Origin of the sequence: Halopseudomonas oceani, from assembly GCF_963677335.1 — a bacterium.
GTDB classification, from domain to species: domain Bacteria; phylum Pseudomonadota; class Gammaproteobacteria; order Pseudomonadales; family Pseudomonadaceae; genus Halopseudomonas; species Halopseudomonas oceani.
The window spans coordinates 1,198,882-1,212,410 of record NZ_OY781932.1; the positions used below are offsets into that span (position 1 = coordinate 1,198,882).

Genomic DNA, 13,529 nt, shown 5'->3' on the forward strand with positions numbered 1-13,529 from the left:
CTTTTTAAATTCCTTTAAAAACAATGGCTTGCGATTTTTGGTCTCTGTGTTACCCCAAAGGTGTTACCGCGGATTCGACTAAAGTGTTACCTCTGTGTGGGTTAGGGGTAACAGTTTTGTGGGAACTTTCCTGGTAACAGGTAACACATTGGTGTGACGGTGGTGCTGCGCAGAGGAAGGCGCAAGGGTTTTTGCGCCCTCCGATTGCGGGAGAGGTGGGATCAGGTGTTGGCCGTTTTCTTGCGGGGAATGCCCAGGCGTTGGCGGCGCTCCCACAGGCATTTGCGGCTGATGCCGAGCTTGTGCGCCAGTTGAGTCTCGGTCATATGGTCCTGGTGCTCGAGCACGAAATGCTGGAAATAGTCCTCCAGAGACAGGTCCTCGGCCGGTTCCTGCCCAGGAGTCACCTCATTCTTCATGGTTTCCAGCGCGTTTGCGGCTTCCGAGGCACGTTCGATCTCGGCATCCAGCTCGATCCCCAGCAGGTCGGCGGTGATTTCCTCGTGGTCGCAGAGAATGGCTGAGCGCTCAATAGCGTTCTCCAGCTCCCGTACGTTGCCCGGCCAGCTGTAGGCGAGGATCGCCCGCTCGGCATCTTTACTGAAGTGCAGGCCTTCCATATTCATGTTGCGTGCCGCGCGCTGCAGCAGCGCCTCGGCGATCAGCATCACGTCACGGCCCCGCTCGCGCAGCGGCGGCAGTCGCAGTTCGATGACGTTCAGACGGTAATACAAGTCTTCGCGGAACAGGCCCTGACGCGCCATGGTCTTGAGGTCCCGGTGGGTCGCCGCTACCAGGCGGACATCCACCTTGTGCGATTGCACCGAGCCAACCCGGCGAATCTCGCCTTCCTGCAGCACCCGCAACAGACGCGCCTGCGCTTCCAGTGGCAACTCACCGATCTCGTCAAGGAACAGGGTGCCACCGTCGGCTGCTTCGACCAGACCGGTGCGGTTGCTGGTGGCGCCAGTGAAGGAGCCTTTTTCGTGGCCGAACAGCTCGGACTCGATCAGGGTTTCCGGAATGGCAGCGCAGTTCACCGAAATCAGCGGTGCCTTGGCGCGTTGGGATTGCTCGTGCATAGCGCGGGCGACCAGTTCCTTACCCGTGCCGGACTCGCCCTGGATCAAGACGGTAGAGTCGGTCGGGGCAACTTTGCGGATGCGCTTGAACAGGGTCTGCATGGCGTCGCAGGCGCCGATGATTCCCATGTCGGTGCCGCCGGTGTCGTCCTTGCTCGGTTGCTCTGGCGGTGGACTGGCGGCCGGTGCACTCGTTGCCTGTTGTTTGCGTTCGCTGCCAGCGGCAATGATGCGCTGCACGGTTTCGACCATCTCGTCGTGGTCGAACGGTTTGGCGATGTAGTCGACCGCGCCCATTTTCATTGAGTCCACGGCTGAGCGCAGGCTGGCGTAACTGGTCATGATCAGGACGGGCGTATTTGGCGCGCGGCGGATCATCTCGGTGCCGGGGTCTCCCGGCAGGCGAAGGTCGCTGATGATCAGCTTGAAACTGTCTAGGTCGTGTCGCTCGACGGCCTCGCTGACCGAGCCGGCTTCCTCAACCTGGTAGTGGTGGCGTTCCAGCAACCGCTTTAACGCCGTGCGGATGATGGCTTCGTCTTCAACAACCAGAATGTCTGACATAGTTACCTCACAGGTGACGGCGCCTGTTACAGCTTCAGGCAGGGGCGCCGTTACCGCTCATGCTATAGCGCGGCAGGGTAATGGTGAAGCGGGTGCCACGCTGGGTTGTCTGGTCGACCGGGCTGTCGATAGTTATCTGGCCATAATGCTCTTCGATGATGGAGTAGACCAGTGCCAATCCGAGCCCGGTGCCTGTCCCTGGTTCCTTGGTAGTGAAGAACGGCTCGAACAGTCGGTCCATGATTTCCTTGTCGATGCCGCCGCCCTGATCTTCTACCTGCAACAGCACCTGATGTTCGTTTTCCTGCGTGGCGATGGTGATGGTGTCACCACTGTGACTGGCATCGCGGGCATTGCCCAGTAGGTTGATCAGCACCTGCACCAGACGTTGTGAGTCACCGGCGACCAGATGCTCAGGCCGACACAGGTTAACATACTTGACCTCCGGCCCCCTGCGATTGAGCGAAAGCAGGTGAATGGCTTCGTTGGTACAGGAGGCCAGGTCGACCGGTTCGTTGGGGTTCTGGTGGCGGCTGCCAACGTGGGCAAAATTGACCAGTGACTGCACGATGCGCGAGACCCGCCGGGTCTGGTCGAGAATCTGCTCCGCCGCTTCGCGTGACTCAGACTGTTCTGACTCGTCACGCAGATTCTGCGCCAGACAGGCGATGCCGGTAATCGGGTTGCCAATCTCGTGGGCGACGCCGGCAGCCAGACGGCCGATTGAGGCCAGGCGCTCGGAGTGCATCAACTCCTCTTCCAGCATCTGGTTTTCGGTCTGATCCTCGACCAGCAGTACCAGGCCGCTACCGCCGACGTAGCCCGGTTCGTCAATGGCCGCCTTGTGCAGGCTCAGCCACTGGGTATGGCCGTTGACCGACAGTTTCTGCTTATGCAGGTGTGAGGCCTGATCATCGACGAAACGCTCGAATAGCTCGCGCCAGGCGGTGGGTAGGCTGTTCAGGCGCGAACCGATCACGCTGTCGGCATCGATGCCGGTCAGCGCTTGCATGGCGTGGTTCCACATCAGGATCTCGTTGTCCTGCGCCAATGAGCAGACCCCCATAGGCAGGTGCTGCAGCGTCTGACGGTGATAGCGGCGCAGGGCGTCAAGCTCTGCCGCCAGACCGGTCAGTCGGCTGTGGTAGTCCTCCAGCCGGTTCTCGATGAAGTGAATGTCTTCGGTCATGTAGCCATCGCGACCCATCTTGAACGGCAGGAAGGTCTCGATGATGTCCTGCGCTACCGATGGGCCCATCAGGCCGGACAGGTTGGCCTCCAGCCGGTCGCGCAGACGGCGCAGCGCATAGGGACGGCGCTCGTCAAACGGCAGCTTGAGGTCACGCAGTGCCTGTTCGACCTCATGCTGGGCGGTTTTGTTACCGAGCGGTTTGGCCAGTTGCTGGGCAAACTCCTGAGGCGAGGACGCCATCAGTTGCATCCGCTGGGGGCGACTGACGTTGTCGACAGAACAGGCTTCGGCGGCGCTCTGCTCCTCGCTGGAACGTTGGGTAAACAGTGAGACCAGTGCCAGTACCACCACGTTGACCGCCAGCGAGGTGATGGCAGCTAGGTGCCAGGTGTCGGCGTTGAAGGTCAGGGTGATGCCGAATAGCTTGAGGCCTGGCAGTTCGGTGACCAGAGGCAGCAGAAGAGTGACTGCCCAGACCAGCATGCCAGCAATGACGCCGCCGATGAAGCCGCGGCGGTTGGCCTGTGGCCAATAGAGCACTGACAGGGTACCCGGCAGAAATTGCACAGTGGCGACGAAGGAGGCGATACCCAGGTTGGCCAGGTCCTGCTCGGCGCCAAGCAGGCGGTAGAAGCCGTAACCGGCCATGATGATCGCGGCGATCAGGGTGCGCCGGGTCCACAACAGCCAGCGGTAGATGTTGTTGTCGGCACTCGGCTGATAGAGCGGCAGCACCAGATGGTTCAGTACCATGCCCGACAGCGCCAGGGTGATGACGATGATCAGGCCGCTGGCTGCGGACAGGCCGCCGATAAAGGCTACCAGTGACAGCCACTCGGAGCCGCCGGCGACACCCAGGCCGAGGGAGAAGTATTCGGGGTTGGTGCGCACGCCGAGGTGCAGGCCAGCCCAGAGAATCGGCGGCACCGCCAGGCTCATCAGCAGCAGAAACAGCGGCAGCCCCCAACTGGCTGTGCCCAGCGCCCGGGGGTTGAGGTTCTCGGTGAAAGCCATGTGATACATGTGCGGCATCACGAAGGCAGCGGAGAAGAACACCAGTAGCAGGGTGCGCCAGGGGCCTTCCTGCAGAGGGGTGTGCAGGGTGATCAGGGCCTCCTGATTGCTGTCGAGCCAGAGCTGCAGGCCCTGCGGGCCGTCGAACACTACGTAAAGGGCGTACAGGCCTATCGCGCCGATGGAGACCAGCTTGACCAGTGATTCGAAAGCGATCGCCATCACTAGCCCTTCGTGTTTTTCACGGGCGGAGATATGGCGGGCTCCGAATAGAATGGCGAACAGAATGATCAGCACACAGAAGCCGAGTGCCACCGTGCCCTGGCCGGATTCCTGGGTCAGAATCTGCACCGAGTCGGCGACGGCCTGAATCTGCAAGGCGAGTAGGGGCAGCACGCCGACCAGCATGAAGATAGTCGTCAGCGTTCCTGCCCAGGTGCTGCGGAAGCGGAAGGCAAACAGGTCCGCCAGCGATGACAGCTGGTAGGTACGGGTAATGCGCAGGATCGGGTTGAGCAGCACGGGTGCCAGCAGAAAGGCGCCGCAGACGCCGAGATAGTACGTCAGAAAGCCGTAACCATACTGGTAGGCCAGTCCGACGGTGCCGTAGAAAGCCCAGGCGCTGGCGTAGACACCGAGGGACAGCGTGTAGACCGCAGGGTGGCGCAAAATGGCGCGCGGAACGCGGCCGTTTTCAGTCGCCCAGGCGACGCCGAACAGCAGGATCAGATAAACAATACTGATCAGCAGCAGTTGGCTGAGATCAAAGCTCGTCGGCATCTTTTGGGCTCTGTAGCAGCATGCCGGCAATGATCAGAATCAGCCATAGCACGTAGGGTCGGTACCAGGCACCCTGCGGTTCTATCCACCAGTCCATGATGGCTGGGGAGAACAGGTAGATGCCGATTACCAGCAGCAGTACCAGTCGATAGATGTACATGGGTATCCGTCTGTTGAGGCAACGTCCCGAGGGGGCGTGTCGCGGTTCAGCCCGTGATGGTAATCAGAGCGACCCGGCTTGCCAAGCAATCAACTCGGCAGGTTTGCTTCCAGCAGGCTGTTGGTGGGTGGCAGGCGCTCGGGTTGCCAGTGGCTGATGCCCCACGCCAGCAGCTCCGACACCGGTGCACCGCGCAGTGACTCTGGGACTGGCTGGGCCAGGGCGCGCAGCGCGCGCCAGAGCGTCGTCGGGGCATGCTCACGCTGGAGTGCGGCGGAACCCAGGCGCTTGCTCAGCTTCTCGCCATCAGGGCGAACAATCAGCGGCACATGCAGGTAACGCGGTGGTGCGTGGCCGAGTAACTGATACAGCCAAAGCTGTCGTGGAGTCGAATCCAGCAGGTCGGCGCCGCGCACGACATCGGTCACGCCCTGATTGATGTCGTCCAGCACGACCGCCAACTGATAGGCGTATACCCCGTCGCGTCGGCGGATGATGAAGTCGCCGAGCTCCCTGGCCAGGTTTTGGGTCAACGGTGGCTGCAGACGGTCGATGCAGGTTATGGGGCGATCGCTGACCCGCACTCGGACTGCGTGATCAGCCGCCGCAGGCAGCTGACGCTTGGCGCAGGTGCCGGGATAGATCGGGCCGTGTTGCAGCAGCGTCTTACGCGGGCAATCGCAGTAGTACGCCAACCCCTCATTCAGCCACTGCTCGGTCTGCGTGCGATACAGCTCCAGGCGCTCGCTCTGACGCACAATCTGCCCGTCGTGCTCAAGGCCAAAGTCTTCCAGGGCGCGGAGTATCTGGGCTTCTGCTTCAGGTTGGCTGCGCGTCTGGTCCAGGTCTTCGATGCGAATCAGCCATCGGCCGTTGGCGTGACGGGCATCAAGATAGCTGGCGAGGGCGGCAACCAGTGAGCCGAAATGCAGCAGGCCGCTGGGGGTGGGAGCGAAGCGCCCGACGTAGGGAGAGGTCATGCGGGGAAGGGTGTTGCAGGCTGCGGGGCAGCCTGCAATACAGCGGGCCGGCTCAGCTGCCGACCTGCTTTTCCTTGATTTCTGCCAGGGTCTTGCAATCGATGCACAGAGTTGCAGTCGGACGTGCTTCCAGACGACGGATACCGATCTCGACGCCGCAGGAGTCGCAGAAGCCGTAGTCATCCTCTTCGATGCGCTGCAGGGTCTGGTCAATTTTCTTGATCAGCTTGCGCTCGCGGTCGCGGGCACGCAGTTCGAGGCTGAACTCTTCTTCCTGACTGGCCCGGTCGGCGGGGTCAGGGAAGTTAGCCGCTTCATCCTGCATGTGGTGCACGGTGCGGTCGACTTCTTCCATCAGCTCCTGTTTCCAGGCGTTGAGGATGTTGGCGAAATGCGCGAGCTGCTGCTCGTTCATGTATTCCTCGCCCTTCTTTTCCTGATAGGGAACGAAGCCGCGGATCAACATTGATGTTTTCTGCTTGGCATTGCTGGGCATGAGAACCCCTCACTTGTTGCTCTATCTTCCTGTTTCAGGTCCCACCCACTCAACCTGACGTGCGTCGGCCAAAAGCCTGCAAGCGGGCAAAACTACCAGAACCTGATGGCCTGCGCTACTGTTTGCCGCCAGAAGGCTTGGCGGCGCATGTAGCGTCGCTGTCAGCCCTGCTCTGGCAGGGTATCATCGGCGTTTTTGCCGTCATTTCAGGATTTTTCTATGTCGCAGCAGCGCTGGGCTCATCGGGTTCAGGAAATTCAGCCTTTTCATGTCATGGCCGTGCTTGCGCGGGCCCGGGCGCTGGAGGCTCAGGGGTGTGATGTCGTTCACATGGAAATTGGCGAGCCGGATTTCACCACGCCAGCGCCGATCATCCGTGCGGGTCAGCAGGCGCTGGCCGATGGTTGCACCGGTTATACCCCCGCTCTGGGGCTCCCTGCATTGCGTGACGCTATTGCCGGATTGTATCGCCAGCGCCATGGCCTGGAGCTGGACCCGGCGCGGGTGGTGGTCACACCTGGTGGTTCGGCAGCGTTGCTGTTGGTCAGCGCACTGCTGGTCGAGCCGGGCCGCAAAGTGTTGATGGCGGATCCGGCCTATCCGTGTAATCGTCATTTTCTGCGGCTGGTTGAAGGGCGCGCGGTACTGGTGCCGACCGGGCCGGAAACCAACTATCAGCTGACACCGGAACTAATCGAGCAGCACTGGGACAGCGACTGTGTTGCCGTGCTGGCGGCATCGCCGGCCAATCCGACCGGCACCTTGCTGTCGCGAGAGGAGTTGGCTGCCCTGTCCGCGACTTGCCGTCGCCTTGGCGCCGAGTTGATTGTTGATGAGATCTACCACGGCCTGACCTACGGCGTTGACGCGTCGTCGGTGCTGGAGGTGGCTGATGACGCCTTTGTGCTTAACAGTTTCTCCAAGTACTTTGGTATGACCGGCTGGCGCCTTGGCTGGCTGGTGGCGCCAGAAGCTGCGGTACCCGAGCTGGAAAAACTGGCGCAGAACCTCTACATCTGTGCGCCACACATGGCGCAGCAGGCGGCCCTTTCTGCTTTCAATGAAGAGAGCCGTGAGATTTGTGAAATTCGCCGTGGGGCCTTTCAGGCACGGCGCGATTTCCTGTTGCCTGCGGTGCGTGAACTTGGCTTCAAGGTGCCGGTTACGCCACAGGGAGCCTTCTATTTATATGCTGACATGCAGGCCTTGGGCGGCGACAGCGCGAGATTCTGCCAACATGTGATTGAGCGCGAGTTTGTCGCGTTGACCCCCGGCCTGGACTTTGGTCATCACCTTGCAGAACAGCATTTGCGGCTGGCCTACACCACCTCGCTGGAGCGGTTGGAGCAGGCGGTAGAGCGCATTGCCCGAGCGTTGGACAGCTGGACGCCGGCATGTTGATTCCGTTCGAGACGCCGTTGCAGGAGGCAACGCTGCTGCGTCGCTACAAGCGCTTTCTGGCAGATATTCGTTTGCCGGACGGCCAGGAGCTGACAGTGCATTGCCCGAACACGGGCTCGATGCGTAATTGCGGTCAGCCCGGCGATCGGGTTTGGGTCACGCTGGACTACAAGCCCGGGCGCAAGCTGCCGGGTACCTGGGAACTGGTTGAGATCGGCCCAGGCCAACTGGCCTGCATTCACAGCGCGCGGGCCAACCGTGTGGTCGGGCAGGCGCTGCAGCAGGGGGTAATCACACCGTTGGCGGGCTACCCTGAGCAGCGTGCCGAGGTCCGTTTGCCCGGCGGTACCAGCCGCTTCGACTTTTTGTTGTCAGGCGGCGCCCAGCCGGCGTGTGTTGTTGAGGTGAAGAGCGTAACCCTGGCGTTGGGCAACGGTGTGGGCGCCTTCCCGGACGCGGTCAGCGCGCGAGGCCAGAAGCATCTACGCGAGCTGATGGATGTGGTGCAGGGGGGGCGGCGTGCCTGTCTGCTGTTCTGCGTTATGCACTCTGGCATTGAACAGGTGCGCCCTGCGGATGAGGTTGACGCGGAGTACGGCCGACTGCTGCGCGAGGCGGCGGCAGCCGGTGTCGAAGTGCTGGCGTGGTCGGTCTGGCCGCAGCCGGATGGAATGCAGGTGCGTGGCGCGCTGCCGGTGCTGTTATGACGGCTGCTCGTCGTCCAGCCAGATGTGACCGTTGCTGATGTGGCAGTGCAGCTGGCGCAGTGACTGGCCAACGCAGGGACCGGCAACGCACTCGCCGTTTTCCGGTAGAAACAGTGCGCCGTGGGTCGCGCACTGAATCAGGCGACCGGAGTTGTCGAGGAACTGGTCCGGTACCCACTCCAGGCTGATGCCGCGGTGCGGGCAGCGATTCTCGTACAGATAGACCTGCTCGCCCTGGCGGACTAGAAACAGTGAATGTCCCTGGTGGATTACACCCTTGCTGCCGCGCAGGGGCAGGTCGTCCAGGTGGCACAGGGGCTGTGGTTTAACGTCATCGTCAGACATGGCGCTGATTATCCGTTGGCAGCCAAGGGAAAGCCAGTTGTCGTCATGACGGACGTGTCTGCGCCCGGTATGCTGGCAGACCTCTCACCGGTGGCGCGCTCGCCACTGACTCGTAACAGGAATTAGCCATGGTGCTGCAGCCACGCAACAAGCGGCTGGTACTGACATTGTTATTGATTCTGCTGCTGCTGGCCTGCCTGCTATCGCTGGCGCTTGGGCCGGTCAGCATTGCGCCGGCGGATACGCTGCGGGCGCTGTTCTGGCGACTGGGAGCCAGCGCGGTGCCTGCGGACCAGCAACTGATCGTCGAACAGATTCGCCTGCCGCGGTTGCTGATGGGCGCGGTTGCCGGGGCCACGCTGGCGTTGACTGGGGCAGCCATGCAGGGCCTGTTTCGCAACCCGTTGGCCGACCCTGGCTTGATTGGTATCTCCAGTGGCGCGGCGCTGGGTGCTGCAGCGGTCATTGTGCTCGGTTCCGTGCTTGCTGGCTCACTGGTTGCTGGTTGGCAGCCCTATTTGACCGTGCTGGGTGCCTTTGCTGGTGGTGCCGCCTGTACCGCTCTGGTTTATCGGCTGGGCCAGTCCATGCAAGGGACCTCGGTAGCCAGCATGTTGCTGGCTGGCATCGCCATTACCGCCATCAGCGGTGCGCTGGTCGGCTTGCTCAGCTATCTGGCGGATGACAGCATGCTGCGCACGCTGACGTTCTGGAATATGGGCAGCCTGGCCGGTGCTGACTATGCGCGAGTCGGGTTGCTGGCGCTTTGTTGTGCACCGGTGTGGTGGCGGTTGCCGCGGCTGGCGCCGGCCTTGAACGCGCTGCTGCTGGGCGAGTCCGAGGCGCGCCACTTGGGGGTTGAAGTGGAGCGGGTCAAGCGTGAGCTGGTGCTGCTGACGGCGCTTGGGGTGGGTGCTTGCGTGGCCGCTTGCGGCCTGATCGGCTTTGTCGGCCTGGTGGTGCCGCATCTGGTGCGCTTGTTGCTTGGTCCGGATCATCGCTGGCTGTTGCCCGCTTCGATGCTGCTGGGGGCGGCTTTGCTGTTGCTGTCGGATGTGGTTGCACGGCTGCTGCTGGCGCCGGCCGAACTGCCATTGGGAATCATCACCGCGCTGCTTGGGGCGCCGTTCTTCCTGTCACTGTTGATGCGCGTGCGGCGCCAGGGAGCTTTCTGATGATTGGCGTAGAGGGGCTAAGTTGCAGCCGCGGCGGCCGGCCCGTGCTGGCGGGGCTGTCGTTTGATCTGCGGGCGGGAGAGGTGATGGCTGTGCTCGGCACCAACGGTGCGGGCAAAAGCACGCTGCTGGCAGCGCTGAGCGGTGAGCTTAGGCCCGATAGCGGCCGGGTGAAGCTGGGTGCGCGTGCCCTGGACGACTGGCCCGCGCTTGAGCGTGCGCGTTGTCTGGCAGTACTGCCGCAGCAGTCCGAATTGGTGTTTCCCTTTCGGGTCGAGGAAGTGGTGGCTCTGGGCCGGATGCCCCATGCCGCGGGTGCCCAGCAGGATTGGTTCATCTGCGGGCAGGCGATGGCGGCAGCAGATGTCAGTCATCTGGCCAGGCGCAGTTACCTGACCCTGTCCGGTGGCGAGCGGCAGCGAGCTCATCTGGCCCGCGTGCTGGCGCAGGTTTGGGACGCCGGCGAGCAGGGGTGCTTGCTGCTCGATGAGCCGACCGCATCACTGGACCTTGCCCATCAGCAATTGATCATGCAGCAAGCCCGAGCTATGGCCGCTAAGGGGCTCAGCGTGCTGGTGGTGCTGCATGACCTGAATCTGGCAGCAGCCTTCGCTGATCGGGTGCTGCTGCTACATCAGGGGCAGCTGGATGCATTGGGGAAGCCCTGGGAGGTGCTTGAGGCTGAGCGTATCGGGCGGGTGTTCGGGGTATCCGTGCAGGTACAGCGGCACCCATTGCAGGATTGTCCAATGATCATTCTCTGAGGTGGTTATGAAAGTACTGGCACTGATCCTCGCGCTGCTGTGCAGTTACTCGGCGTTCGCCGATGTGTTACCCGCCTGGCAGGCGGCTGGCGGACACGACGATTCGCATCTGGGGCAGGTCTGGGATACCCGTGCCGAGCGTTGGCTGGAACCGAGCCAACTGGTTGACCTGCTGGCAGAGCAGCCGCGGGTGATTGTCGGTGAGCGTCACGATCACCCGGACCATCATGCGCTCCAGCTCTGGCTGCTGGAGCAATTGCGGGCACGTCGCGAGCAGGGTGCGCTGGTGATGGAAATGCTGCAACCGTCACAACAGTCACGGGTAGACGCACTGCAAGGCGCCTTGTTGCCGGCCGATGCCGAGCTGAACGAGCGGCTTGACTGGCAGCCGGGCTGGGACTGGAAACTGTACGGGCCTCTGGTGCGCTGGGGGCTGGCGGTACCGCAACGTCTGCTCGCGGCCAATCTGGATCGTGACCAGTTGATGACCCTTTACCGCGATCCCCAGACGCAGGTCCTGGGATATTCGGCAGCGGTCCGTCAGCAACTTGAACAGATCATTGTCGACAGCCATTGCGGCCTGATCGAACCGGCGCAGGTCGCACCGATGCTCAGCATCCAGCATGCGCGAGATGTACGTATGGCCGAGATCCTCGCACAGGCTCCAGCGCCGGCACTGCTCATTTCGGGGGCTTACCATGCGCGCCGGGACCTGGGTGTGCCATTGCACTGGCAGTCAGCCTGGGGGCCGCAGCCGGTGGTGGTGCTGTTGTCAGAGGTGGGCACTGCGCTGTCTGGTCGAGACCAGTCTGATTACATCTGGCTGGCGCCATCGCTGCCAGAGCAGGATTACTGTGAGCAGATGCGTCAAGGGAGGGAGGATTAAGGGCTTTTGCTGCGCAGGTGAGGGCTGTCACGCAACATGTCCAGCAGGGTGGCGGCAATGTCATCGGCACGCTCAACCAGGCTGAGTTGCTGGGGCTGCATCAACCATTGATGCAGAATGCCGTAGATGAAGGAGTGGGCGCAGAATAGTGCCATCTCAAGATCCAGGTCGGCCGGAAGCTCGCCACTGGCCATAGCCAGCAGCAGCGATGTGCGCAGGTTGTCGTCATGGTGCTTGTTCATGCTCTGCAGGTGTTTCTTTTGTGTGCTGGGAGCTTCTACGTAATCGCACTTGAGTAGCAGAATCTCGTTGACTCGCCGCGCGGCCGGGTCGGACTCCAGACGCTTTAAGACGGTAACCAGCAGCTCTCGGAAGCGTTCGAGCGGATTGCTTGCGCTGGCATCATGAGCGGCCTGATTGAGCGGTGCCATAGGCAGCTGGATGCGCTGAAAAAGAGCATCTAGCAGGTCGGCCTTGTCCTGAAAGTGCCAGTAGATTGCGCCTCGGGTAACGCCTGCAGCCTGCGCGATCTCGCTCAGCGAGGTGCGCGAAACCCCTTTTTCGTGAAAGCACTTTTCCGCAGCATCCAGGATGCTTTCTCGGGTTTCAAAGGCTTCTTCTTTAGTGCGTCTGGCCATGCAAGTCTCTGGTCTGGGAAGCCGCTGGGGGCCAAGTTGTGAGCTAATGTTAGCGTAAGGCTAAAACAATTTACAGACAGGTGTGAATGTAAGTATATTGTGCGCCAATCACTCGTGCCTCTCCCGGATGGGTTGCAGGGGCGTTCGCAGAATTCAGTCACTACGGTTTTTTACGAGGACTCCCCATGCCGATGAAGCCAGTTCGCGCGGCTCTTCTTCCACTTCTAGTCTCCACTCTGTTGATCAGCGCCTGCCAGGAATCCGAGCAGCCAAGCGAGCAGCAGGAACAGCAGGCTACGCCGGTTGGTGTGGTAACGCTCAAGGCTGAGCACTTTGTGCTGACCAGCGACCTGCCGGGCCGCACTACAGCCTATCGGATTGCGGAGGTCCGTCCCCAGGTGAACGGTATTTTGGAAAAGCGTCTGTTCAGCGAAGGCGCTGAGGTTGAGGAAGGACAGCAGCTCTACCAGATCGACGACGATATCTACCGTGCTGCGCTGAAGAGTGCAGAAGCCAGCAGTCTTTCAACCCGTTCACTGGCAGAGCGTTACGGCATCCTGGTCAAGGAGAATGCGGTCAGCCAGCAGGAATTTGATGAAGCGCGCGCCGCCAGCCTGCAAGCACAGGCTGCATTGGATGAGGCGCGCATCAATGTGCGCTACACCAAGGTTCTTGCGCCGATCAGTGGCCGTATCGGCCGTTCTGCGGTCAGTGAAGGGGCGCTGGTAACCAGTGGCCAGAGCCAGCAACTGGCGACCATTCAGCAGCTTGATCCAATCTATGTGGACATCACCCAGTCGTCGCGCGAAATGCTGAACTTGCGTCGTGATCTTGAAGCGGGCCGCCTGCAGCGCGCTGGCGACAACGCTGCAAGTGTCACTCTGATACTGGAGGACGGCAGTACCTACAGTGAAGAGGGCAAGCTGGAATTCTCTGAAGTCAGCGTTGATGAAAGTACCGGCTCGGTGACGCTGCGAGCCGTTTTCCCCAACCCTGATCGTTTGTTGCTGCCGGGCATGTTCGTTCATGCCAAGCTGGTTGCGGGGGCCAAGAGTGACGCCATTCTGGCTCCGCAGCAGGGCATTACGCGCACTCCACGCGGTAACGCTACCGCCATGGTGGTCAACGCCGATGGCAAGGTTGAGCAGCGTGACGTTGTGACCGATCGCACCGTTGGCAACCGCTGGCTGATCGTGTCGGGTCTGAACGAGGGTGATCAACTGATCACCGAGGGTCTGCAGTATATCCGTCCAGGTGCGCCGGTAACCGTCAAGCCGGCGGGCAATGTCGCCGAGCAACAGGACAACGCCGCTCAGCCCACCGCTGATCAGTAAGGAAGCGAACC

Annotated in this window: 13 protein-coding genes; 6 read left to right on the plus strand and 7 right to left on the minus strand. The window is 61.5% G+C overall.

Translation table 11 applies throughout. From position 1 onward, the window contains the following. Window positions 1-221: 221 nt before the first annotated feature. The 5 genes from ACKPCU_RS05620 to dksA form a co-directional block, all read right to left on the minus strand. Complete coding sequence (locus ACKPCU_RS05620; RefSeq protein ID WP_321350560.1) at window positions 222-1,646, minus strand: sigma-54-dependent transcriptional regulator; 1,425 nt, start codon at window positions 1,644-1,646, stop codon at window positions 222-224. Window positions 1,647-1,680: 34 nt separating this feature from the next. After that, entirely contained in the window at window positions 1,681-4,632 is a 2,952-nt protein-coding gene (locus tag ACKPCU_RS05625) for a sensor histidine kinase (protein WP_104739339.1), read from the minus strand. Beyond that, a complete protein-coding gene (locus tag ACKPCU_RS05630) occupies window positions 4,616-4,792 on the minus strand; it encodes a hypothetical protein (RefSeq protein ID WP_090475058.1) in 177 nt (58 codons plus the stop codon). Before ACKPCU_RS05630 ends, ACKPCU_RS05625 begins: the two co-directional genes overlap by 17 nt. Window positions 4,793-4,881: 89 nt before the next feature. After that, window positions 4,882-5,772: a tRNA glutamyl-Q(34) synthetase GluQRS gene (gene gluQRS / locus ACKPCU_RS05635; protein ID WP_321350568.1), complete on the minus strand. Its 891-nt coding sequence runs from the start codon at window positions 5,770-5,772 to the stop codon at window positions 4,882-4,884. Window positions 5,773-5,824: 52 nt separating this feature from the next. Continuing rightward, window positions 5,825-6,268 (minus strand): RNA polymerase-binding protein DksA, encoded by a 444-nt coding sequence (gene dksA / locus ACKPCU_RS05640; RefSeq protein ID WP_104739341.1) that lies wholly within the window; start codon window positions 6,266-6,268, stop codon window positions 5,825-5,827. Between the two features lie 219 nt (window positions 6,269-6,487). On the opposite strand from dksA, the gene ACKPCU_RS05645 reads away from it, so the two are divergent. Further along, a complete protein-coding gene (locus ACKPCU_RS05645; protein ID WP_321350571.1) occupies window positions 6,488-7,669 on the plus strand; it encodes a pyridoxal phosphate-dependent aminotransferase in 1,182 nt (393 codons plus the stop codon). Further along, window positions 7,669-8,376 (plus strand): DNA/RNA nuclease SfsA, encoded by a 708-nt coding sequence (gene sfsA, locus ACKPCU_RS05650; protein WP_321351749.1) that lies wholly within the window; start codon window positions 7,669-7,671, stop codon window positions 8,374-8,376. The genes ACKPCU_RS05645 and sfsA overlap by 1 nt, the downstream gene beginning before the upstream one ends. Here the strand turns inward: sfsA and ACKPCU_RS05655 are convergent. After that, window positions 8,371-8,721: a Rieske (2Fe-2S) protein gene (locus ACKPCU_RS05655; RefSeq protein ID WP_321350573.1), complete on the minus strand. Its 351-nt coding sequence runs from the start codon at window positions 8,719-8,721 to the stop codon at window positions 8,371-8,373. The genes sfsA and ACKPCU_RS05655 overlap by 6 nt on opposite strands. A gap of 128 nt (window positions 8,722-8,849) precedes the next feature. Between ACKPCU_RS05655 and ACKPCU_RS05660 the strand changes: the two genes are divergently transcribed. The 3 genes from ACKPCU_RS05660 to ACKPCU_RS05670 are packed head-to-tail and all read left to right on the plus strand — an operon-like array spanning window position 8,850 to window position 11,546. Further along, a complete protein-coding gene (locus ACKPCU_RS05660) occupies window positions 8,850-9,896 on the plus strand; it encodes a FecCD family ABC transporter permease (RefSeq protein WP_104739344.1) in 1,047 nt (348 codons plus the stop codon). Continuing rightward, window positions 9,896-10,660, plus strand: coding sequence for a heme ABC transporter ATP-binding protein (locus ACKPCU_RS05665; RefSeq protein ID WP_321350575.1), 765 nt, complete (start codon window positions 9,896-9,898; stop codon window positions 10,658-10,660). The genes ACKPCU_RS05660 and ACKPCU_RS05665 overlap by 1 nt, the downstream gene beginning before the upstream one ends. 7 nt (window positions 10,661-10,667) lie before the next feature. Next, window positions 10,668-11,546, plus strand: coding sequence for a ChaN family lipoprotein (locus tag ACKPCU_RS05670; protein ID WP_321350577.1), 879 nt, complete (start codon window positions 10,668-10,670; stop codon window positions 11,544-11,546). Here ACKPCU_RS05670 and ACKPCU_RS05675 read toward each other — a convergent pair. After that, a complete protein-coding gene (locus ACKPCU_RS05675) occupies window positions 11,543-12,184 on the minus strand; it encodes a TetR family transcriptional regulator (RefSeq protein ID WP_321350579.1) in 642 nt (213 codons plus the stop codon). The genes ACKPCU_RS05670 and ACKPCU_RS05675 overlap by 4 nt on opposite strands. Window positions 12,185-12,369: 185 nt before the next feature. Here ACKPCU_RS05675 and ACKPCU_RS05680 point away from each other — a divergent pair, with 185 nt between their 5' ends. Continuing rightward, window positions 12,370-13,518 (plus strand): efflux RND transporter periplasmic adaptor subunit, encoded by a 1,149-nt coding sequence (locus tag ACKPCU_RS05680; RefSeq protein ID WP_104739348.1) that lies wholly within the window; start codon window positions 12,370-12,372, stop codon window positions 13,516-13,518. Window positions 13,519-13,529 lie beyond the last annotated feature (11 nt).

What these genes read in the sequence shown, in the direction of transcription:
- ACKPCU_RS05620 (WP_321350560.1), bottom strand. Translation starts at nt 1,646, where the DNA reads ATGTCAGACATTCTGGTTGTTGAAGACGAAGCCATCATCCGCACGGCG.
- ACKPCU_RS05625 (WP_104739339.1), bottom strand. Translation starts at nt 4,632, where the DNA reads ATGCCGACGAGCTTTGATCTCAGCCAACTGCTGCTGATCAGTATTGTT.
- ACKPCU_RS05630 (WP_090475058.1), bottom strand. Translation starts at nt 4,792, where the DNA reads ATGTACATCTATCGACTGGTACTGCTGCTGGTAATCGGCATCTACCTG.
- gluQRS (WP_321350568.1), bottom strand. Translation starts at nt 5,772, where the DNA reads ATGACCTCTCCCTACGTCGGGCGCTTCGCTCCCACCCCCAGCGGCCTG.
- dksA (WP_104739341.1), bottom strand. Translation starts at nt 6,268, where the DNA reads ATGCCCAGCAATGCCAAGCAGAAAACATCAATGTTGATCCGCGGCTTC.
- ACKPCU_RS05645 (WP_321350571.1), top strand. Translation starts at nt 6,488, where the DNA reads ATGTCGCAGCAGCGCTGGGCTCATCGGGTTCAGGAAATTCAGCCTTTT.
- ACKPCU_RS05655 (WP_321350573.1), bottom strand. Translation starts at nt 8,721, where the DNA reads ATGTCTGACGATGACGTTAAACCACAGCCCCTGTGCCACCTGGACGAC.
- ACKPCU_RS05660 (WP_104739344.1), top strand. Translation starts at nt 8,850, where the DNA reads ATGGTGCTGCAGCCACGCAACAAGCGGCTGGTACTGACATTGTTATTG.
- ACKPCU_RS05665 (WP_321350575.1), top strand. Translation starts at nt 9,896, where the DNA reads ATGATTGGCGTAGAGGGGCTAAGTTGCAGCCGCGGCGGCCGGCCCGTG.
- ACKPCU_RS05670 (WP_321350577.1), top strand. Translation starts at nt 10,668, where the DNA reads ATGAAAGTACTGGCACTGATCCTCGCGCTGCTGTGCAGTTACTCGGCG.
- ACKPCU_RS05675 (WP_321350579.1), bottom strand. Translation starts at nt 12,184, where the DNA reads ATGGCCAGACGCACTAAAGAAGAAGCCTTTGAAACCCGAGAAAGCATC.
- ACKPCU_RS05680 (WP_104739348.1), top strand. Translation starts at nt 12,370, where the DNA reads ATGCCGATGAAGCCAGTTCGCGCGGCTCTTCTTCCACTTCTAGTCTCC.